Origin of the sequence: Streptomyces sp. NBC_00435 (genome assembly GCF_036014235.1) — a bacterium.
Classification (GTDB): domain Bacteria; phylum Actinomycetota; class Actinomycetes; order Streptomycetales; family Streptomycetaceae; genus Streptomyces.
The window spans coordinates 4,854,307-4,875,151 of the sequence record NZ_CP107924.1 but is presented as its reverse complement, the minus strand read 5'-3'; the positions used below and the strand labels follow the sequence as shown (position 1 = coordinate 4,875,151).

Here is a 20,845-nt window from a genome sequence, read left to right as displayed (position 1 = left end):
CGCGACCACCGCGCGACCACGCCGACCGCAGGACAGGAAGGGATCATGTCCGTGCACACCCTCACCACCACCCCACCCACCGGCGCCGCCTTCCACCTCACCGGCGTCAGCCTGGGCCACCCCACCACCGCCGCACCTGTCCTCGACGGCCTCGACCTGACCGTCGGCGCAGGCGAGATCCTCACCGTCGTCGGCCCGTCCGGCTGCGGAAAGTCCACCCTCCTGCGCACCTTGGCCGGGCTGCTGCCGCCGCTCGGCGGTGCCGTCCAGCAGGACGGCACCCCGGTCACCGGCCCGCACGCCGACCGCGCCCTGGTGTTCCAGGACGACGCCCTCCTCCCCTGGCGCACCGTCCGCGCCAACGTCGAACTCCCCCTCGCCATCCGCGGCACGCCCCGCGCGGAGCGCCGCCGCACGGCAGGGCACTGGCTGACCCGCGTCGGCCTCGCCGACCACGCCCGCAAACACCCCCACCAGCTCAGCGGCGGCCAGCGCCAGCGCGTGCAGCTCGCCCGCGCCCTCGCCGCCGCGCCCCGCGCCGTCCTCATGGACGAACCCTTCGGCGCCCTCGACGCGCAGACCCGCGCCGGGATGCAGGACCTGCTGGTCGGCGTCCTCGCCGGCACCGGCGCGACCGTCGTGTTCGTCACCCACGACGTGGACGAGGCCCTCTTCCTGGGCGACCGCGTCGCACTCCTGGCCACCGGCGCGCTGATCGACGTACCGCACCCCCGTTCCCGTACCGCCGACCATTCGGCCCTGCGCCGGCAGATCCTCGAATCGCTCTGAAAGGCCGCCCCATGGACATCCCCGCGATCGCCGACGCCGAGGAACTCACCTGCGACGTCCTCGTCATCGGCGGCGGCACCGCCGGCACGATGGCGGCGCTGACCGCCGCCGAGGCCGGCGCGCGGGTGCTGCTCCTGGAGAAGGCGCACGTCCGCCACTCCGGCGCCCTCGCCATGGGCATGGACGGGGTCAACAACGCCGTCGTCCCGGGCCGCGCCGAGCCCGACGACTACGTCGCGGAGATCACCCGCGCCAACGACGGCATCGTCGACCAGTCCACGGTCCGCCAGACGGCCACCCGCGGCTTCGGGATGGTCCAGCGCCTGGAGTCGTACGGGGTGAAGTTCGAGAAGGACGAGCACGGCGAGTACGCGGTGCGCCAGGTCCACCGCTCCGGCTCGTACGTGCTGCCCATGCCCGAGGGCAAGGACGTCAAGAAGGTCCTCTACCGGCAGCTGCGCCGCCGCGAGATGCGCGAGCTGATCCGGATCGAGAACCGGGTGATGCCGGTCCGCGTGCTGACCGACCCCGAGGACGGCCGGGCGATCGGCGCGGCCGCCTTCAACACCCGTACCGGCGCCTTCGTCACCGTCCGCGCCGGGGCCGTGATCCTGGCGACCGGCCCGTGCGGCCGCCTCGGACTGCCCGCCTCCGGGTACCTCTACGGGACGTACGAGAACCCCACCAACGCGGGCGACGGCTACGCGATGGCCTACCACGCGGGCGCCGCGCTCACCGGCATCGAGTGCTTCCAGATCAACCCGCTGATCAAGGACTACAACGGACCGGCGTGCGCGTACGTCGCGAACCCCTTCGGCGGCTACCAGGTCAACCGGCACGGCGAGCGCTTCGTCGACTCCGACTACTGGTCGGGCCAGATGATGTCCGAGTTCGCCGCCGAACTCGCCTCGGACCGCGGCCCGGTGTACCTCAAGCTCAGCCACCTCCCCGAGGAGTCCGTCGCGGCACTCGAATCGATCCTGCACACCACCGAGCGGCCGACGCGCGGCACCTTCCACGCGGGCCGCGGCCACGACTACCGCACGCACGACATCGAGATGCACATCTCGGAGATCGGACTGTGCGGCGGCCACTCGGCCTCCGGCGTCCGGGTCGACGACCACGCCCGCACCACGGTGCCCCGGCTGTACGCGGCCGGCGACCTGGCCTCCGTACCGCACAACTACATGATCGGCGCGTTCGTCTTCGGCGATCTGGCGGGGGCCGACGCCGCGCAGTACCGGCCGTACGGCGGCGAGTTGCCCCCCGACCAGCTCGCGGCCGCCCACGAGCTGATCTACCGGCCCCTGCGCAACCCCGACGGCCCGCCTCAGCCGCAGGTCGAGTACAAGCTGCGGCGCTTCGTCAACGACTACGTGGCCCCGCCCAAGACGGGCGCGAAGCTGTCACTCGCCGTGGAGGCCTTCGACCGGATGGCCGGCGAGATCGGTGAGATGGGCGCCGGCACCCCGCACGAGCTGATGCGCTGCGCGGAGGTCTCCTTCATCCGGGACTGCGCGGAGATGGCGGCGCGGGCCTCGCTCGCGCGGACCGAATCCCGCTGGGGCCTCTACCACGAGCGGCTCGACCATCCGCAGCGCGACGACGAGGGCTGGCTGCACCACCTGGACCTGCGCAAATCCCCTTCCGGGGCGATGGAGTTCACGGCCCGTCCGGTCGATCCCTACCTGGTACCCGTCCCCGAGTTCACCCCCACGGGCGGGCCCTCCCGGCACCTGGGCGAGGTCGAGCTCGTGGGAGTGGCCCTCGCGGGCGGCCGGGCGGCCGCCCCCACGGCCGGCCGGGACACCGGATCCGGGCCGGGATCGCCCCGGATCCTGGAGCTCCTCTCGCTGGCGGAGGAGGCCCCGTCCCTGGACTCGCTGCGCCCCTACCTCGACGACCCCGACCCGGCGGTCCGCGCCACGGCGGTGGCGGTGATCGGCGAAACCGTTCCGGCGGGCGCGGGACCCGCCCTCGGGGCGCGCCTGGCCGACCCCGATCCCGCGGTCCGCGCGGCCGCGGGAGCCGCGCTGCGCGAACTGCTGGAGGTGCTGGCGCCCGAGCCCGAACTGGGCGCGGCCCTGCGGGCGGGCCTCGCGGTGGCGGACCCGTCGGTGCGGTCGGCGGCGCTCGAAGCCCTACGGGTCCTGCGGCTCGGGGACGCCGCCCTGTACGCGGGGTCCCTGCGGGACGGCGACGTGGACGTCCGGATCCAGGCGGTCCGGGCCCTGGTGTCGGTGGACGCGGTGGAGCCGCTGGCCCCGGCCGCGGCGGACTCCTCGCGGGAGGTCCGGGTGACGGTGGCGAAGGCGCTGGGCACCCTGCGGGCGGGGGCCCCGCTGGCCCCGCTGCTGGCCGACCCCGATCCGCTGGTCCGGGCCGCGGCGCTGACCGCGGTCGCCGCCACGGGCGGCCACGCGGCGGCGGCGGTGTCCGCGCTGTCCGACCCGGCGTGGCAGGTCCGCGCGGGGGCCGCCGCCGGGCTGTCCTCGGCCCCGGCGCGGGTGGCGGTGCCGGAGCTGGCCCGGGCCCTGTCCGACCCGAACGCGGACGTCCGCAAGGCCGCCGTGCTGGCGTTGCGGGCCCACCGGCCCGACGCGGCGGCCTCGGCGGCCCTGGCCACGGCCGTCGGCGACCCGGACGCGGACGTGCGCGCGTACGCCTCACGCCTGTAGGTCGGCGCTCCCGCGCAACCCGGACGTGCGCCGCCGCCCCGGACCACCCGTCCGGCCTGAGCGGGCCGAGTCCGACCCCCGTTCGGAGGCCCGCCGCGTGCAGCCGAGCAGCCGCGCCCGGATGGTGGACGAAAGCCCCCCGCGCCCCCGAACGGCAGGAGCCCCGATGTCCCTCCGCCCCCGCAAAGCCGTCCTGACCTGTGCTGCCGCCATATCCGTGGGCCTGGCCGCCGTCGCCCCCGCCCACGGCGTCGACGGGCCCGCGCCCGACCCGAAGAACACGCAGGCCATGCGCGACATGGCGACGGCGATCCGGGTGACGGCCAAGTACGCGGACGAGCAGGAGGCCCTGAGGGACGGGTACGTGCCGCACGGCGAGGCGTGCATGACCAACCCGTTCGGGGTGGGCTCCATGGGCTACCACTACGTCAAGGAGGCCTACTGGGGTTCGACGGACCCCAGCAAGCCGGCGGCGCTCCTCTACAGCACCGCGAAGGACGAGCACGGCCGCCGCAAGCTGGAGGCGGTCGAGTGGATGTCCGCCGACCGGGACCAGGACTTCAAGACCACCGATGACCGGCCGAGCATGTTCGGGCTGCCCTTCGACGGGCCGATGCCGGGCCACTGGGCGGGCATGCCCAAGCACTACGACCTCCACCTGTGGGCGTACCGGGACAACCCGGCCGGCCGCTTCCACAACTGGAACCCCGCCCTGACCTGCCCCGTCAAGGCCAGCGACCCGGTGAAGCCCGCCGCCCCCCACGACCACGGCCACTAGGGCCTGTCACGCCCCCGTACGTGACCGGGCCCGGCCCCCCTCGAAGGGGAGCCGGGCCCTGTCACGTACAGCCGGCGGAGCCGTCAGCGTACGAACGTGCTCGCCTGGCCCGCCAGGTCCAGGAAGTACTGCGGGGCCACGCCCAGTACCACCGTGACCGCGACGCCCACCGCGATCGTCGTCATCGTCAGCGGGGACGGGACGGCGACCGTGGGGCCGTCCGCCTTCGGCTCGCTGAAGAACATCAGGACGATCACCCGGATGTAGAAGAACGCGGCGATCGCGGACGAGATGACACCGACCACGACCAGCGCCCCCGCGCCGCCCTCCGCCGCCGCCTTGAACACGGCGAACTTGCCGGAGAAGCCGGACGTCAGCGGGATGCCGGCGAAGGCCAGCAGGAAGACCGCGAAGACTGCCGCCGTCAGCGGCGAACGACGGCCCAGACCGGCCCACTTGGACAGGTGCGTCGCCTCGCCGCCCGCGTCACGGACCAGCGTGACCACCGCGAAGGCGCCGATCGTCACGAAGGAGTACGCACCCAGGTAGAAGAGGACGGACTTGACGCCCTCCGCCGAGGTGGCGATCACACCGGCCAGGATGAAGCCGGCGTGCGCGATCGAGGAGTAGGCGAGGAGCCGCTTGACGTCGGTCTGGGTCACGGCGATGACCGCGCCGGCCAGCATCGTGACGATCGCGACGCCCCACATGACCGGCCGCCAGTCCCACCGCAGGCCCGGCAGCACCACGTACAGCAGGCGCAGGAGCGCGCCGAAGGCGGCCACCTTCGTCGCCGCCGCCATGAAGCCGGTGACCGGGGTGGGGGCGCCCTGGTAGACGTCCGGGGTCCACATGTGGAAGGGGACCGCGCCGACCTTGAAGAGCAGGCCCATCAGGATCAGCGCGCCGCCGATCAGCAGCAGCGCGTCGTTGCCCATGGTGCCGGCGAGTGCCGGGTCGATGTTGGCCACGGTGCCGTCGACGACCTCCGCGATCGCCGCGTACGAGACGGAGCCCGCGTACCCGTAGACGAGCGCGATGCCGAAGAGCAGGAAGGCCGAGGAGAAGGCGCCGAGCAGGAAGTACTTGACGGCCGCCTCCTGCGACATCAGCCGCTGGCGGCGGGCGACGGCGCAGAGCAGGTACAGCGGGAGGGAGAAGACCTCCAGGGCCACGAACAGCGTCAGCAGGTCGTTGGCCGCGGGGAAGACCAGCATCCCGGAGACCGCGAACAGCGCGAGCGGGAAGACCTCGGTGGTGGTGAAGCCCGCCTTGACGGCTTCCTTCTCGCTCTCGCTGCCCGGTACGGACGCCGCCTGCGCGGCGAAGGAGTCCACCCGGTTGCCGTGGGCGGCCGGGTCCAGGCGCCGCTCGGCGAAGGTGAAGATCGCGACGACCGAGGCCAGCAGGATGGTGCCCTGCAGGAACAGTGCCGGTCCGTCGACGGCCACGGCCCCCATGGCGGCGATGTGCGCCTTGGAGCTGCCGTACCCGCCGGCGGCGAGCCCGACGACCGCCGCGAAGGCCGAGGCCAGCGCGGCGACGGCGAGGAACACCTGCGTGTAGTAACGGGCCCTGCGCGGTACGAAGGCCTCGACGAGGACTCCTACGACCGCCGCTCCCAGCACGATGAGCGTGGGCGAGAGCTGGGCGTACTCGATGTGCGGGGCCGGGATCTTGTCGATCGGCGCCGCGGCCGCCAGTGTCGGCAGCAGGCTCTGGGCAGCTGTCACGGTGCTCACTTCGCCGCCTCCCCCTTCTTGGTGTCCTGCGCCTCGACGGCCACCTCGGGCTTCGGGTCCGTCTGCTTCACGTCCGACATGGTGTGCTTCACCGCCGGGTTGACGATGTCGGTGAGGACCTTGGGGTAGACGCCCAGTCCGATCAGCAGCGCGATCAGCGGGGCCACCACCAAGACCTCCCGAAGGCGCAGGTCCGGCATGGTGCGGACCTCCTCCTTCACCGGGCCGGTCATGGTGCGCTGGTAGAGGACCAGCGTGTAGAGCGCCGCCAGCACGATGCCGGTGGTGGCGATGATGCCGACGACCGGGTACCGGGCGAACGTGCCGACCAGGACCAGGAACTCACTGACGAAGGGGGCGAGCCCCGGCAGCGACAGCGTGGCGAGTCCGCCGATCAGGAAGGTGCCGGCCAGCACCGGGGCCACCTTCTGCACACCGCCGAAGTCGGCGATGAGCCGCGATCCGCGCCGCGAGATCAGGAATCCCGCGACCAGCATCAGCGCCGCCGTCGAGAGCCCGTGGTTGACCATGTACAGCGTCGCGCCCGACTGGCCCTGGGAGGTCATCGCGAAGATGCCCAGGACGATGAAGCCGAAGTGCGAGATCGAGGCGTAGGCGACCAGCCGCTTGATGTCCCGCTGCCCGACCGCGACCAGCGCGCCGTAGACGATGCTGATCAGGGCCAGTACGAGGATCACCGGCGTGGCCCACTTGCTGGCCTCGGGGAAGAGCCCGAGGCAGAAGCGGAGCATCGCGAAGGTGCCGACCTTGTCGACGACGGCGGTGATCAGGACGGCGACCGGGGCCGTGGCCTCGCCCATCGCGTTCGGCAGCCAGGTGTGCAGCGGCCACAGCGGGGCCTTCACCGCGAAGGCGAAGAAGAAGCCCAGGAACAGCAGGCGCTCGGTGTTGGTCGCCATGTCGAGCGTGCCCGCGGCGCGGGCGGCGGTGATCTCCTGGAGGGAGAAGTTCCCGGCGACCACGTACAGCCCGATGACGGCGGCCAGCATGATCAGGCCGCCGGCCAGGTTGTAGAGGAGGAACTTGACCGCCGCGTACGAGCGCTGCGCGGCCGCGTTCTCGTCGGACCCGCCCGCCGCGGCAGCGGCTGACTGGGAGGAAGTCGCCCGGTCACCGAAGCCGCCGATGAGGAAGTACATCGGGATGAGCATGGCTTCGAAGAAGATGTAGAAGAGGAAGACGTCGGTGGCCTCGAAGGAGATCACCACCATCGCCTCGACCATCAGGATCAGGGCGAAGAAGCCCTGGGTCGGGCGCCAGCGCTGGCTCTTGTTCTCCAGCGGGTCGGCGTCGTGCCACCCGGCCAGAATGATGAACGGCATCAACACGGCAGTGAGCGCGATGAGCACCACTGCGATCCCGTCGACGCCCAGTTCGTAGCGGACGCCGAAGTCCTTGATCCAGGCGTGGGATTCGGTGAGCTGGTAGCGGTCGCCACCGGGCTCGAAGCGGACCGCGACGAGCACGGCCAGGACCAGCGTCGCCAGCGAGAAGAACAGGGCGAGCCATTTGGCGGCGGTCCGGCGGGCGGCCGGGACGGCCGCCGTCAGGATCGCACCGACCGCGGGGACCGCGGCCGTCACCGTCAGAAGCGGGAAACTCATCTCACACCGCCCTCATCAGCAGGGTCGCGGCGATCAGGACCGCCGCGCCCCCGAACATCGAGACCGCGTAGCTGCGGGCGTAGCCGTTCTGCAGCTTGCGCAGCCGGCCCGACAGTCCGCCGACTCCGGCGGCCGTCCCGTTGACCACGCCGTCGACCAGGCTGTGGTCGACGTAGACGAGGGAGCGGGTCAGGTGCTCCCCGCCGCGGACCAGGACGACGTGGTTGAAGTCGTCCTGGTACAGGTCCCGCCGGGCCGCCCGGGTGAGGAGCGAGCCGCGCGGGGCGGTGACCGGGACGGGCTTCCTGCCGTACATCGCCCAGGCGATGCCGACGCCGATGACGAGGACCACCATCGTGGACAGGGTCACCGTCAGGGCACTGACCGGCGGGTTGCCGTGCTCATGCCCGGTGACGGGCTCCAGCCACTTCAGGAAGCGGTCGCCGATCCCGAAGATGCCGCCCGCGAAGACCGACCCGAAGGCGAGCACGATCATCGGGATGGTCATGCTCCTCGGGGACTCGTGCGGGTGCGGGTCGTGGCCCTCGGCGTCGGGCTGCCAGCGCTTCTCGCCGAAGAAGGTGAGGAGCATGACCCGGGTCATGTAGAACGCGGTGATGGCGGCGCCCAGCAGGGTGACCCCGCCCAGGATCCAGCCCTCGGTGCCGCCCTTGGCGAAGGCGGCTTCGATGATCTGGTCCTTGGAGAAGAAGCCGGACAGGCCGGGGAACCCGATGATGGCGAGGTAGCCGAGGCCGAAGGTCACGAAGGTGATCGGCATGTACGTCCGCAGGGCGCCGTACTTGCGCATGTCGACCTCGTCGTTCATTCCGTGCATCACGGAACCGGCGCCGAGGAAGAGGCCCGCCTTGAAGAACCCGTGCGTGACCAGGTGCATGATCGCGAAGACGTACCCGATGGGGCCGAGGCCGGCCGCCAGGATCATGTAGCCGATCTGCGACATCGTGGAGCCGGCGAGGGCCTTCTTGATGTCGTCCTTGGCGCAACCGACGATCGCACCGAAGAGCAGGGTGACGGCTCCGACGACGGTGACCACCAGCTGGGCGTCGGGCGCCCCGTTGAAGATCGCGCCCGAGCGGACGATCAGGTAGACGCCGGCGGTGACCATGGTCGCGGCGTGGATGAGGGCCGAGACCGGGGTCGGGCCCTCCATCGCGTCCCCGAGCCAGGACTGGAGCGGCACCTGGGCCGACTTGCCACAGGCGGCCAGCAGCAGCATCAGGCCGATCGCCGTCAGCTTGCCCTCGGTCGCGTCGCCCGCCGCGCCGAAGACCGGCCCGAAGGCGAAGGTCCCGAACGTGGTGAACATCAGCATGATCGCGATCGAGAGACCGATGTCACCGACGCGGTTGACGAGGAAGGCCTTCTTGGCGGCGGTGGCCGCGCTGGGCTTGTGCTGCCAGAAGCCGATCAGGAGGTACGAGGCGAGGCCCACGCCCTCCCAGCCGAAGTACAGCAGCAGGTAGTTGTCGGCGAGGACCAGCAGCAGCATGGCCGCGACGAACAGGTTGAGGTAGCCGAAGAAGCGGCGGCGCCGCTCGTCGTGCTCCATGTAGCCGATGGAGTAGATGTGGATGAGCGTGCCCACGCCGGAGATCAGCAGGACGAAGGTCATCGACAGCTGGTCGAGCTGGAAGGCCATGTCGGCCTGGAAGCCCTCGACCGGGACCCAGGTGAACAGCCGCTGGTGCATGGCACGGTCCTCGGCCCCGCGCCCGAGCATGTCGGCGAAGAGGGCCGCGCCGATCCCGAAGGAGACGGCGGCGAACAAGGTGCCGAGCCAGTGCCCCACCTTGTCGAGCCGGCGGCCGCCGCAGAGCAGGACCACCGCTCCGAGCAGGGGCGCCGCGATCAGCAGCGCAATCAGATTTTCCACTGTGAGCGCCCCTTACAGCTTCATCAGGCTGGCGTCGTCGACCGAGGCCGAGTGGCGGGTACGGAACAGCGACACGATGATCGCGAGGCCCACCACGACCTCGGCGGCGGCGACGACCATCGTGAAGAACGCGATGATCTGCCCGTCGAGGTTGCCGTGCATCCGGGAGAAGGTCACGAAGGCGAGGTTGCAGGCGTTGAGCATGAGCTCGACGCACATGAACAGCACGATCGCGTTCTTCCGGATCAGGACTCCGGCCGCGCCGATGGTGAAGAGCAGGGCGGCCAGGTACAGGTAGTTGACCGGGTTCACTTCGAGGCCTCCTCACGGCCGAGCCGCTCGGACGACCGCTGCTCCAGCGCCTTCAGGTCGTCCAGCGCCTTGCCGGAGACGTCCCTGATCTGGCCGCGGGCGCGCAGCGTCTGGTTGACGGTGAGCTCGGAGGGGGTGCCGTCCGGCAGCAGGCCCGCGACGTCCACGGCGTTGTGCCGGGCGTAGACGCCGGGTGCGGGCAGCGGCGGGAGCTGTACGCCCTCGCGTACGCGGCGCTCGGCGAGCTCGCGCTGGGTGGCGGCCCGCTCGGTGCGCTCGCGGTGGGTGAGCACCATCGCGCCGACGGCCGCCGTGATCAGCAGGGCGCCGGTGATCTCGAAGGCGAACACGTACTTGGTGAAGATAAGTGTGGCCAGGCCTTCGACGTGCCCGCCGGAGTTGACCCGGCCGAGTCCGTTGAAGTGGGTGAGCCGGGCGTTGGCGAGGCCGGCGATCAGCAGGATGCCGAAGCCGAGTCCGCACAGGACGGCCAGCCAGCGCTGTCCCTTGATGGTCTCGGTCAGCGAGTCCGCGGCGGTGACGCCGACGAGCATGACGACGAAGAGGAAGAGCATCATGATCGCGCCGGTGTAGACGACGACCTGGACGATGCCGAGGAAGTACGCCCCGTTGGCGAGGTAGAAGACCGCCAGGATGATCATCGTCCCGGCCAGGCTCAGGGCGCTGTGCACGGCCTTCTTCATCAGGATCGTGGCCAGGGCGCCGATGACGGCGACCGTGGCGAGGACCCAGAACTGCACGGCCTCACCGGTGGAGGTGAGGGTGGCGGCTGCGGCGACGGCACTCACGCCCCCACCCCCTCGGGAGCGTCCTCGGAGGCGTCCTCGGAGGCGACCTCGCCCTTCGACACGGCGACCTGGCGGACCGTGCCGGGGGCCGCCCCGGTCACCAGTCCGCGGTAGTAGTCGGTGTCCTCGGTGCCCGGGAAGATCGAGTGCGGAGCCTCGACCATGCCCTCGGTCAGCCCGGAGAGCAGCTGCTCCTTGGTGTAGATGAGCGATTCGCGGCTGGAGTCGGCCAGTTCGAACTCGTTCGTCATGGTCAGTGCCCTGGTCGGGCACGCCTCGACGCACAGCCCGCACAGGATGCAGCGGGCGTAGTTGATCTGGTAGACCCGGCCGTACCGCTCACCCGGGGAGTAGCGCTCCTCCTCGGTGTTGTCCGCGCCCTCGACGTAGATCGCGTCGGCGGGACAGGCCCAGGCGCACAGCTCGCACCCGATGCACTTCTCCAGACCGTCCGGGTGGCGGTTGAGCTGGTGCCGCCCGTGGAAGCGCGGAGCGGTGGTCTTCTGCTGCTCCGGGTACTGCTCGGTGAGGCGCTTCTTGAACATGGCCTTGAAGGTCACGCCGAAGCCGGCCACCGGGTTCTGCCACTTCTCGCCCTGCTCGGCGTCAGACTTGTCAGACATTCTCAGCACCCTCCTCTCGGTCACTGTCAGTATTCGCCGCGCCACTGACAATGAGCTCCCGCTCACTGCGAGGCCGCCTGCGCGGTACGGGTGCCAGGTGCTGGCCGGGCTTGGGCGGTACGGGGTATCCGCCCGCCAGCGGGTCGAAGGGCTCCTCGGAGGCGGCCTGTTCGGCGTCCGCGAGGGCCGCCTTCTCCTTCTTGTCGCGGAAGAGGTCCACGACGAAGGACAGCAGCAGGATCGCGATGACCCCGCCGCCGACGTAGAGCACGATCTCCTGGAAGTCGTAGTTCTCGTTGCGCAGCGCCCGGACGGTGGCGACCAGCATCAGCCACACCACGGAGACCGGGATCAGCACCTTCCAGCCGAGCTTCATCAGCTGGTCGTAGCGCACGCGTGGGAGCGTGCCGCGCAGCCAGATGAAGAAGAACAGCAGCAGCTGGACCTTGATGACGAACCAGAGCATCGGCCACCAGCCGTGGTTGGCGCCCTCCCAGTACGTGGAGATCGGCGCCGGGGCCCGCCAGCCGCCCAGGAAGAGGGTGACCGAGACCGCCGAGACGGTGACCATGTTGACGTACTCGGCCAGCATGAACAGCGCGAACTTGATGGAGGAGTACTCGGTGTTGAAGCCGCCGACCAGGTCGCCCTCGGACTCCGGCATGTCGAAGGGGGCGCGGTTCGTCTCGCCGACCATCGTGATGACGTAGATGATGAAGGAGACCGGGAGCAGGATGATGTACCAGCGGTCCGCCTGCGCCTCCACGATCTTCGAGGTCGACATCGAACCGGAGTAGAGGAAGACCGAGGCGAAGGCCGCGCCCATCGCGATCTCGTACGAGATCATCTGCGCGCAGGAGCGCAGGCCGCCGAGGAGCGGGTACGTGGAGCCCGAGGACCAGCCGGCCAGCACGATGCCGTAGATGCCGACCGAGGCGACCGCGAGGATGTAGAGCATCGCGATCGGCAGGTCGGTCAGCTGCATCGTGGTGCGCTGGCCGAAGATGGAGACCTCGTTGCCCGCGGGACCGAAGGGGATCACCGCGATGGCCATGAAGGCCGGGATCGCCGCGATGATCGGGGCCAGGACGAAGACGACCTTGTCGGCCCGCTTGACGATCAGGTCTTCCTTGAGCATGAGCTTCACGCCGTCGGCGAGCGACTGGAGCATGCCCCAGGGGCCGTGCCGGTTGGGGCCGATGCGCAGCTGCATCCAGGCGACGACCTTGCGCTCCCACACGATGGAGAAGAGCACGGTCACCATCAGGAAGGCGAAGCAGAACACCGCCTTGACGACGACGAGCCACCAGACGTCCCTGCCGAACAGGGAGAGGTCTTCGGCGGCGATCTGAACGGTGTTCACGCGCCCACCTCCGCAGGGGAGTCGCTGGTGTCGGCGGGGGTGGCCGGGCCGATGCGGACCAGGGCCCCCGGTCGGGCTCCGGTGTCGGCGAGGACCCCGGAGCCGGTGGAGTTCATCGGGAGCCAGACCACCCGGTCGGGCATCTCGGTGATGCGCAGCGGCAGTTCCACGGAGCCGGCCGGTCCGGTCACCGCGAGGACGTCGCCGTTCTTGACGCCGGTCTCGGCGGCCGTGGCGGCCGACAGGCGGGCGCTGGCCTCGTGCCGGGTACCGGCCAGGGCCTCGTCGCCGTCCTGCAGGCGGCCCTGGTCCAGGAGGAGCCGGTGGCCCGCGAGGACCGCCTCTCCGGCACCCGGCCGGGGCAGCGGCGCGGTGTCCGCGGACTGTTCGGCGGCGCGCTCCCCGGCCCACTGGCCGAGCCGGTCGATCTCGCGCCGCACCGCGTGTACGTCGGCCAGAGCGACGGGGCGGTCGGCCGCGTCGGCCAGCATGTGCAGCACGCGGGAGTCGGCGGGGGCGAGCCTGCGGGTCATCTGCTCGGGCTTGAGCGCGGCTTCGAACGGCCGGACCCTGCCTTCCCAGTTGATGAACGCGCCCGACTTCTCGGCGGCGGCGGCCACCGGGAAGACCACGTCCGCGTGGTCGGTGACCTCGCTGGGCCGCAGCTCCAGCGAGACCACGAAGGCCTCCTGGAGTGCGACCCGGGCGCGGTCCGGGTCCGGCAGGTCGGTGAGCTCGACGCCCGCGACCAGCAGCGCGGAGAGTTCCCGGGTGGCGGCGGCCTCGACGATCTGGCCGGTGTCGCGGCCGTAGCGGTGCGGCAGCTCGTCCAGGCCCCAGGCGGCGGCGACCTCGTCGCGGGCGCGCGGGTCGGTGGCCGGGCGGCCGCCCGGCAGCAGGGACGGCAGCGCGCCCGCCTCGACGGCGGCCCGCTCCCCGGCCCGGCGCGGGATCCACACCAGCCGGGCACCGGTCGCGGCGGCGGCCCTGACGGCCGCGGTCAGCGCGCCGGGGACGCCCGCGAGGCGCTCCCCCACGACGATGACCGCGCCGGGCAGGCGCAGCGCTTCGGCGGCGGCGTGGCCGCCGTCCTCCAGGCCGGTCCGCGAGGCGAGCGCGTTCAGCCACTCGGGCTCGGTGCCGGGGGCGGCGGCCAGCAGGGTGCCGCCCGCCTTGTCCAGGCCGCGCGTGGCGAACGGGGCGAGGGCGAAGGTCCGCTGCTTGTGCTTGCGGTGGGCCTTGCGCAGCCGCAGGAAGACCCCGGGGGCCTCCTCCTCGGCCTCGATGCCGACGAGGAGCACGGCCGGGGCCGCCTCCAGCGAGCTGTTGGTGACGCCGCTGCCGTCGAGGTCCTTGCCGGTGCCGGCGACCGAGGCGGCCAGGAACTCGGCCTCCTCGGCGCTGTGCACCCGGGCCCGGAAGTCGATGTCGTTGGTGTCGAGCACGACCCGGGCGAACTTGGCGTACGCGTAGGCGTCCTCGACGGTGAGGCGGCCGCCGGTGAGCACTCCGGCCCGGCCGCGCGCGGCGGCCAGCCCCTTGGCCGCGGCCTCCAGTGCCTCGGGCCAGCTGGCCGGGGCGAGGATCCCGTCATCGCCGCGCACCAGCGGGGTGGTGAGCCGGTCGGGGCGCTGCGCGTAGCGGAACCCGAAGCGGCCCTTGTCGCAGATCCACTCCTCGTTGACCTCGGGGTCCTCCGCGGCCATCCGGCGCAGCACCTTGCCGCGGCGATGGTCGGTCCGGGTCGCGCAGCCGCCCGCGCAGTGCTCGCACACGCTCGGGGAGGAGACGAGGTCGAAGGGGCGGGAGCGGAACCGGTAGGCCGCCGAGGTGAGGGCGCCGACCGGGCAGATCTGGATGGTGTTGCCGGAGAAGTACGACTCGAAGGGGTCGCCCTCGCCGATGCCGACCTGCTGGAGCGCGCCGCGCTCGAGCAGCTCGATCATCGGGTCGCCGGCGATCTCGTTGGAGAAGCGGGTGCAGCGCGCGCACAGGACGCACCGCTCGCGGTCCAGCAGTACCTGCGTGGAGATCGCGACCGGCTTCTCGTACGTCCGCTTCCTGCCCTCGAAACGTGATTCGGCGTTTCCGTGGGACATGGCCTGGTTCTGCAGGGGGCACTCGCCGCCCTTGTCGCAGACGGGGCAGTCCAGCGGGTGGTTGATGAGCAGCAGCTCCATCACTCCGCGCTGGGCCTTGTCGGCGACCTCGGACGTCAGCTGCGTCTTGACGACCATGCCGTCGGTGCAGGTGATGGTGCAGGAGGCCATCGGCTTGCGCTGGCCCTCGACCTCGACGATGCACTGGCGGCAGGCGCCGGCCGGCGGGAGGAGGGGGTGGTCGCAGAACCGGGGGATCTCGATGCCGAGCTGTTCGGCGGCCCGGATGACCAGGGTCCCCTTGGGCACCGACAGTTCGATGCCGTCGATGGTCAGGGAGATCAGGTCCGCCGGCGGAACCGCCGCTTCCCCGCCGCCGGAGGCTGCCGTAGTGGTCACGGTCATGCGGTCACCTCCGTGTCGGCCCAGAGGGTCGACTTCTTGGGGTCGAAGGGGCAGCCCTTGCCCGTGATGTGCTGCTCGTACTCCGCGCGGAAGTACTTGAGCGAGGAGAAGATGGGGCTGGCCGCGCCGTCACCGAGCGCGCAGAACGACTTGCCGTTGATGTTGTCGGCGATGTCGTTCAGCTTGTCCAGGTCGGACATGACGCCCTTGCCCGCTTCGATGTCGCGCAGCAGCTGGACCAGCCAGTACGTGCCTTCGCGGCACGGGGTGCACTTGCCGCAGGACTCGTGGGCGTAGAACTCGGTCCAGCGGGTCACCGCCCGCACCACGCAGGTCGTCTCGTCGAAGCACTGCAGGGCCTTGGTGCCCAGCATGGATCCGGCGGCGCCGACGCCCTCGTAGTCCAGCGGGACGTCGAGGTGCTCCTCCGTGAACATCGGGGTGGAGGAGCCGCCCGGGGTCCAGAACTTCAGCCGGTGCCCGGGCCGCATGCCGCCGCTCATGTCGAGGAGCTGGCGCAGGGTGATGCCGAGCGGGGCCTCGTACTGGCCGGGGCCGACCACGTGGCCCGACAGCGAGTACAGCGTGAATCCGGGGGACTTCTCGGTCCCCATCGCCTTGAACCAGTCCTTGCCCTTGTTCAGGATCGCGGGAACCGAGGCGATGGATTCGACGTTGTTGACGACAGTGGGGCAGGCGTAGAGCCCCTCGACGGCAGGGAAGGGAGGACGCAGCCGGGGCTGACCGCGCCGGCCTTCGAGGGAGTCCAGGAGGGCCGTTTCCTCGCCGCAGATGTACGCGCCCGCTCCCGCGTGCACGGTGATGTCGAGCTTCAACCCGCTCCCGAGGACGTTCTCCCCCAGGTAGCCGGCCTCGTACGCCTCGCGCACCGCCTCGTGCAGGCGCCGCAGTACCGGCACGGCCTCGCCGCGCAGGTAGATGAAGGCGTGCTCCGACCGGATCGCGTAACAGGCAATGATCATTCCCTCGATGAGGGAGTGCGGATTGGCGAAGAGGAGGGGGATGTCCTTGCAGGTTCCCGGCTCCGACTCGTCCGCGTTCACGACGAGGTAGTGCGGCTTTCCGTCGCCCTGCGGGATGAACTGCCACTTCATTCCGGTGGGGAAGCCCGCGCCGCCGCGGCCGCGCAGGCCCGAGTCCTTCACGTAGGCGATGAGGTCGTCCGGGGTCATGGCCAGGGCCTTGCGCAGGCCCTCGTAGCCCTCGTGGCGCCGGTAGGTCTCCAGCGTCCACGAGTTCGGCTCGTCCCAGAACGCCGACAGCACGGGTGCCAGCAGCTTCTCCGGGCTGGTGCCGTTCTCATGCGTCTCAGCGGTCACCGTCTTCACTCCCCCTCCTCGGTAGTGGCCTCGGCACGCTGGTGCACGACCTTGCCGAGCTGCGGTGACTCTCCGCGCGCGATGCGCAGGCCGATCAGCGACGCGTGTCCGGCGCCGCCGCTCGCCTCGACCGCGCCCTCGCGCTCGTCCGGGAAGCCGGCCAGGATCCGCGCGGTGTCCTTGTACGTACAGAGCGGTGCGCCCCGGGTCGGCGCGACGGGGCGGCCGGCCAGCAGGTCGTCCACCATCGCCTTGGCGGACTCGGGCGTCTGGTTGTCGAAGAACTCCCAGTTGACCATCACCACGGGGGCGTAGTCGCAGGCCGCGTTGCACTCGATGTGCTCGAGGGTGACCTTGCCGTCGGCGGTGGTCTCGTTGTTGCCGACCCCGAGGTGTTCCTTGAGCTCGTCGAAGATGGCGTCGCCGCCCATGACCGCGCACAGGGTGTTCGTGCAGACCCCGACCTGGTAGTCGCCCGAGGGCTTGCGCCGGTACATGGTGTAGAAGGTCGCCACCGCCGTGACCTCGGCGGTCGTCAGACCCAGTACGTCGGCGCAGAACCGGATGCCGGTGCGCGAGACGTAGCCCTCCTCGGACTGCGTCAGGTGCAGCAGCGGCAGCAGCGCGCTGCGGCTGTCGGGGTAGCGGGCGATGACCTCGGCGGCGTCGGCCGCCAGCCGCTCGCGCACCTCGGCCGGGTAGTCCGGGGCCGGCAGCTGGGGCATGCCCAAAGCGATGTCGGTCATCGGTCGACGCCTCCCATCACGGGGTCGATGGAGGCGACGGCGACGATGACGTCGGCGACCTGGCCGCCCTCGCACATCGCCGCCATGGCCTGCAGGTTGGTGAAGGACGGGTCGCGGAAGTGGACCCGGTAGGGGCGGGTCCCGCCGTCGGAGACCACGTGGACGCCGAGTTCGCCCTTGGGGGACTCGACGGCCGCGTACGCCTGGCCCGCCGGTACCCGGAAGCCCTCGGTCACCAGCTTGAAGTGGTGGATGAGGGACTCCATGGAGGTGCCCATGATCTGTTTGATGTGGTCGAGCGAGTTGCCGAGGCCGTCGGGGCCCATGGCGAGCTGCGCGGGCCAGGCGATCTTCTTGTCGGCGACCATGACCGGGCCCGGCTCCAGCCGGTCCAGGCACTGCTCGACGATGCGCAGCGACTGGCGCATCTCCTCCAGGCGGATCAGGAAGCGCCCGTAGGAGTCGCAGGACTCGGTGGTCGGTACGTCGAACTCGTAGTTCTCGTAGCCGCAGTACGGGTCGGACTTGCGCAGGTCGTGCGGCAGGCCGGCGGAGCGCAGGACCGGGCCGGTGGCGCCGAGCGCCATGCAGCCGGTGAGGTCGAGGTAGCCGACGTCCTGCATGCGGGCCTTGAAGATGGGGTTGCCGGTGGCGAGCTTGTCGTACTCCGGCAGGTTCTTCTTCATGGTCTTCACGAACTCGCGGAGCTGGTCGACCGCGCCCGGGGGCAGGTCCTGCGCGAGGCCGCCGGGGCGGATGAACGCGTGGTTCATGCGCAGTCCGGTGATCAGCTCGAACACGTCGAGGATCAGCTCGCGGTCGCGGAACCCGTAGATCATGATCGTGGTCGCGCCCAGCTCCATGCCGCCGGTGGCGATGCACACCAGGTGGGAGGAGAGCCGGTTGAGCTCCATCAGCAGGACGCGGATGGCGGTGGCGCGGTCCGGGATCTGGTCGGTGATGCCGAGCAGCTTCTCGACGCCCAGGCAGTACGCCGTCTCGTTGAAGAACGGCGTCAGGTAGTCCATGCGCGTGACGAAGGTGGTGCCCTGCGTCCAGTTCCGGAATTCGAGGTTCTTCTCGATGCCGGTGTGGAGGTAGCCGATGCCGCAGCGGGCCTCGGTGACCGTCTCGCCGTCGATCTCCAGGATCAGGCGGAGCACACCGTGGGTGGACGGGTGCTGCGGACCCATGTTGACGACGATCCGCTCGTCGTCGGCGCGGGCCGCGGACTGGACGACCTCGTCCCAGTCGCCGCCGGTGACCGTGTAGACGGTGCCTTCGGTGGTCTCGCGGGCAGAGGCGTGATTCGAAGTGGACATCAGCTGTACGACCTCCGCTGGTCGGGAGCCGGGATCTGGGCGCCCTTGTACTCGATGGCGATGCCGCCGAGCGGGTAGTCCTTGCGCTGCGGGAAGCCCTGCCAGTCGTCCGGCATCATGATCCGGGTGAGGGCCGGGTGCCCGTCGAAGATCAGACCGAAGAAGTCGTACGTCTCGCGCTCGTGCCAGTCGTTGGTCGGATAGACGGAGACCACCGAGGGGACGTGCGGGTCGGCGTCCGGTGCGGACACCTCCAGCCGCAGGATCCGGCCGTGGGTGAGCGAGCGCAGGTGGTAGACGGCGTGCAGCTCGCGGCCCTTGTCGTCGGGGAAGTGCACCCCGCTGACTCCGGTGCACAGTTCGAAGCGCAGGGCCGGGTCGTCGCGCAGGGTCCTCGCGACGCGCAGGAGGTGCTCGCGGGCGATGTGGAGGGTCAGCTCCGTCCGGTCGACGACGACCTTCTCGATCGCGTTCTCCGGAAGCAGGTCCTGCTCCTCCAGCGCCCCCTCGAGCTCGTCGACTACCTCGTCGAAGTACGAGCCGTACGGGCGGGCGCTCGCGCCGGGCAGGGCCACGGTGCGCACGAGGCCGCCGTAACCGCTGGTGTCGCCGCCGCCCGCGGCGCCGAACATGCCCTTGCGGACGCCGATCACCTCGGGGCCGGCCGCGCCGCGGGGCACGGGCACGTTGTTGCCATCGCTGGGGCCGTTCTCCACGGCCGGGTCCTCGCTCACCGCAGGAGCCCCTTCATCTCAATGGTGGGGAGCGCCTTGAGGGCCGCCTCCTCCGCCTCGCGGGCCGCCTCTTCCCGGTTCACGCCGAGCTTCGATCCCTGGATCTTCTGGTGGAGCTTGAGGATCGCGTCGAGCAGCATCTCGGGGCGGGGCGGGCAGCCGGGCAGATAGATGTCCACCGGGACGATGTGGTCAACGCCCTGGACGATCGCGTAGTTGTTGAACATTCCGCCCGAAGACGCACAAACACCCATAGAGATGACCCACTTGGGAGCGGGCATCTGGTCGTACACCTGCCGCAGCACCGGCGCCATCTTCTGACTGACCCGGCCCGCGACGATCATCAGGTCGGCCTGGCGCGGGGATCCGCGGAAGACCTCCATGCCGAAGCGGGCCAGGTCGTACCGGCCCGCTCCGGTGGTCATCATCTCGATGGCGCAGCAGGCCAGGCCGAAGGTCGCGGGGAAGACGGACGCCTTGCGCACCCACCCCGCGGCCTGTTCGACGGTGGTCAGCAGAAAGCCGCTCGGCAGCTTCTCTTCCAGTCCCATGGAAATTCAGCCCCTCAGTCCCATTCCAGGCCGCCGCGGCGCCATACGTAGGCGTAGGCGACGAAGACGGTGAGCACGAAGAGGAGCATCTCGACGAGCCCGAAGATCCCCAGCGAGTCGAAGGTGACCGCCCAGGGGTAGAGGAAGACAACCTCGATGTCGAAGACGATGAAGAGCATCGCCGTCAGGTAGTACTTGATGGGGAAGCGGCCGCCGCCGGCCGGCATGGGAGTGGGCTCGATGCCGCACTCGTACGCTTCAAGTTTTGCCCGGTTGTACCGTTTTGGGCCGATCAGCGTGGCCATGACCACGGAGAAGATCGCAAACCCTGCGCCGAGGGCGCCGAGCACGAGGATGGGCGCGTACGCATTCACGCTCCTCGCTCCTTCCAGTCGTCCTTGACCGTTGGACCGCCGTGCCGGCGCCACGCGCCCCGCCTCGCATGTGAGGCAGTTCACAAGCCGGACTGGTGCGCATCTTATGCCTGCCCGTCTGTGATCTGCGACACGGGTTACAACAACGAGTTTGTGATCTCCACCACCTGACGAACGATCATGAAGTCCGATGAGTGGTGATCTTCATACGCGAAGCATCCACATGATCACCAAAGGTGACATCCAACCTCTTCGCCGCAGGTGGAAGGCCTGTCGCACTATCAAATCGTGGTCGCTGCATGCAAATTGGCAAGCTGATGCGCGTGATGATAAAGGGATCGCCGTCCCCCACCCGGGGGACGGTGCGCGTACGGGAGTGGACGCGTGCATGCGTTCACGAAGTCGGGGCAGGGTCCGGGTGTGAGGGTGCCGCGACGGGCCTCCGCGGACGCCCGCGGACATCTGGGACCCGGCGGCGACCGCGAGGCGACCCGGCGGCGAGCTCACGGTCGGGTCACAGGACGGCCACAGCGTCCGCATGACGTGACAAGTCTGTGACCTGCGCCACTCCGGATTCGCGGCAACGAAAGGGGGCTTGGCCATCTGTCGGGGTGGATGGTAGGCCGTGGATCAATTCGGACTAATCGCGGAAAACCCA

17 protein-coding genes are annotated in these 20,845 nt (G+C 70.4%); 3 read left to right on the top strand and 14 right to left on the bottom strand.

Features of this window, described 5'->3' with window-relative positions:
* Window positions 1–45 precede the first annotated feature (45 nt).
* From OG389_RS22440 to OG389_RS22430, 3 genes are all read left to right on the top strand, one after another.
* Window positions 46–789: an ABC transporter ATP-binding protein gene (locus tag OG389_RS22440; protein WP_328300259.1), complete on the top strand. Its 744-nt coding sequence runs from the start codon at window positions 46–48 to the stop codon at window positions 787–789.
* An 11-nt stretch (window positions 790–800) separates the two neighbouring features.
* On the top strand, window positions 801–3,467 hold the full coding sequence (locus tag OG389_RS22435) for a fumarate reductase/succinate dehydrogenase flavoprotein subunit (RefSeq protein WP_328300258.1): 2,667 nt from the start codon (window positions 801–803) through the stop codon (window positions 3,465–3,467).
* Window positions 3,468–3,633: 166 nt separating this feature from the next.
* A complete protein-coding gene (locus OG389_RS22430) occupies window positions 3,634–4,245 on the top strand; it encodes a hypothetical protein (RefSeq protein ID WP_328300257.1) in 612 nt (203 codons plus the stop codon).
* A gap of 83 nt (window positions 4,246–4,328) precedes the next feature.
* Here OG389_RS22430 and nuoN read toward each other — a convergent pair whose 3' ends face one another.
* From nuoN to OG389_RS22360, 14 genes are read right to left on the bottom strand one after another with little or no spacing between them, the layout of a single operon-like run.
* Entirely contained in the window at window positions 4,329–5,948 is a 1,620-nt protein-coding gene (gene nuoN / locus OG389_RS22425; protein ID WP_328303989.1) for an NADH-quinone oxidoreductase subunit NuoN, read from the bottom strand.
* A gap of 35 nt (window positions 5,949–5,983) precedes the next feature.
* The gene (locus OG389_RS22420; protein ID WP_328300256.1) at window positions 5,984–7,612 is read right to left on the bottom strand and encodes an NADH-quinone oxidoreductase subunit M; all 1,629 of its coding nucleotides are present in this window, start codon (window positions 7,610–7,612) and stop codon (window positions 5,984–5,986) included.
* 1 nt (window position 7,613) lies between these two features.
* Window positions 7,614–9,509 (bottom strand): NADH-quinone oxidoreductase subunit L, encoded by a 1,896-nt coding sequence (nuoL, locus tag OG389_RS22415; protein WP_328300255.1) that lies wholly within the window; start codon window positions 9,507–9,509, stop codon window positions 7,614–7,616.
* Between the two features lie 12 nt (window positions 9,510–9,521).
* Window positions 9,522–9,821: an NADH-quinone oxidoreductase subunit NuoK gene (gene nuoK / locus OG389_RS22410; protein ID WP_007265827.1), complete on the bottom strand. Its 300-nt coding sequence runs from the start codon at window positions 9,819–9,821 to the stop codon at window positions 9,522–9,524.
* Entirely contained in the window at window positions 9,818–10,630 is an 813-nt protein-coding gene (locus OG389_RS22405) for an NADH-quinone oxidoreductase subunit J (protein WP_328300254.1), read from the bottom strand. Before OG389_RS22405 ends, nuoK begins: the two co-directional genes overlap by 4 nt.
* The gene (gene nuoI, locus OG389_RS22400; RefSeq protein WP_328300253.1) at window positions 10,627–11,253 is read right to left on the bottom strand and encodes an NADH-quinone oxidoreductase subunit NuoI; all 627 of its coding nucleotides are present in this window, start codon (window positions 11,251–11,253) and stop codon (window positions 10,627–10,629) included. The genes OG389_RS22405 and nuoI overlap by 4 nt, the downstream gene beginning before the upstream one ends.
* Entirely contained in the window at window positions 11,246–12,616 is a 1,371-nt protein-coding gene (nuoH, locus tag OG389_RS22395; protein WP_328300252.1) for an NADH-quinone oxidoreductase subunit NuoH, read from the bottom strand. Before nuoH ends, nuoI begins: the two co-directional genes overlap by 8 nt.
* Entirely contained in the window at window positions 12,613–15,120 is a 2,508-nt protein-coding gene (locus tag OG389_RS22390) for an NADH-quinone oxidoreductase subunit G (RefSeq protein ID WP_328300251.1), read from the bottom strand. Before OG389_RS22390 ends, nuoH begins: the two co-directional genes overlap by 4 nt.
* Window positions 15,117–16,460, bottom strand: coding sequence for an NADH-quinone oxidoreductase subunit NuoF (gene nuoF, locus OG389_RS22385; RefSeq protein WP_443059322.1), 1,344 nt, complete (start codon window positions 16,458–16,460; stop codon window positions 15,117–15,119). The genes OG389_RS22390 and nuoF overlap by 4 nt, the downstream gene beginning before the upstream one ends.
* A 5-nt stretch (window positions 16,461–16,465) precedes the next feature.
* Window positions 16,466–17,206 carry an NADH-quinone oxidoreductase subunit NuoE gene (nuoE, locus tag OG389_RS22380; RefSeq protein ID WP_328300249.1) on the bottom strand — a complete coding sequence of 247 codons (741 nt, stop codon included), beginning with the start codon at window positions 17,204–17,206 and terminating at the stop codon, window positions 16,466–16,468.
* Window positions 17,203–18,528: an NADH-quinone oxidoreductase subunit D gene (locus OG389_RS22375; protein WP_328300248.1), complete on the bottom strand. Its 1,326-nt coding sequence runs from the start codon at window positions 18,526–18,528 to the stop codon at window positions 17,203–17,205. Before OG389_RS22375 ends, nuoE begins: the two co-directional genes overlap by 4 nt.
* On the bottom strand, window positions 18,528–19,262 hold the full coding sequence (locus OG389_RS22370) for an NADH-quinone oxidoreductase subunit C (protein WP_328300247.1): 735 nt from the start codon (window positions 19,260–19,262) through the stop codon (window positions 18,528–18,530). The genes OG389_RS22375 and OG389_RS22370 overlap by 1 nt, the downstream gene beginning before the upstream one ends.
* Window positions 19,259–19,813, bottom strand: a complete 555-nt coding sequence (locus tag OG389_RS22365) for a NuoB/complex I 20 kDa subunit family protein (protein ID WP_328300246.1) — start codon at window positions 19,811–19,813, stop codon at window positions 19,259–19,261. Before OG389_RS22365 ends, OG389_RS22370 begins: the two co-directional genes overlap by 4 nt.
* Window positions 19,814–19,827: 14 nt before the next feature.
* Window positions 19,828–20,187, bottom strand: a complete 360-nt coding sequence (locus tag OG389_RS22360) for an NADH-quinone oxidoreductase subunit A (RefSeq protein WP_030010013.1) — start codon at window positions 20,185–20,187, stop codon at window positions 19,828–19,830.
* Window positions 20,188–20,845 lie beyond the last annotated feature (658 nt).

Coding starts and splice junctions, on each gene's coding strand:
- OG389_RS22440 (WP_328300259.1), top strand. CDS start 46: ATGTCCGTGCACACCCTCACCACCACCCCACCCACCGGCGCCGCCTTC.
- OG389_RS22435 (WP_328300258.1), top strand. CDS start 801: ATGGACATCCCCGCGATCGCCGACGCCGAGGAACTCACCTGCGACGTC.
- OG389_RS22430 (WP_328300257.1), top strand. CDS start 3,634: ATGTCCCTCCGCCCCCGCAAAGCCGTCCTGACCTGTGCTGCCGCCATA.
- OG389_RS22420 (WP_328300256.1), bottom strand. CDS start 7,612: ATGAGTTTCCCGCTTCTGACGGTGACGGCCGCGGTCCCCGCGGTCGGT.
- nuoI (WP_328300253.1), bottom strand. CDS start 11,253: ATGTCTGACAAGTCTGACGCCGAGCAGGGCGAGAAGTGGCAGAACCCG.
- OG389_RS22390 (WP_328300251.1), bottom strand. CDS start 15,120: ATGACCGTGACCACTACGGCAGCCTCCGGCGGCGGGGAAGCGGCGGTT.
- nuoE (WP_328300249.1), bottom strand. CDS start 17,206: ATGACCGACATCGCTTTGGGCATGCCCCAGCTGCCGGCCCCGGACTAC.
- OG389_RS22375 (WP_328300248.1), bottom strand. CDS start 18,528: ATGTCCACTTCGAATCACGCCTCTGCCCGCGAGACCACCGAAGGCACC.
- OG389_RS22365 (WP_328300246.1), bottom strand. CDS start 19,813: ATGGGACTGGAAGAGAAGCTGCCGAGCGGCTTTCTGCTGACCACCGTC.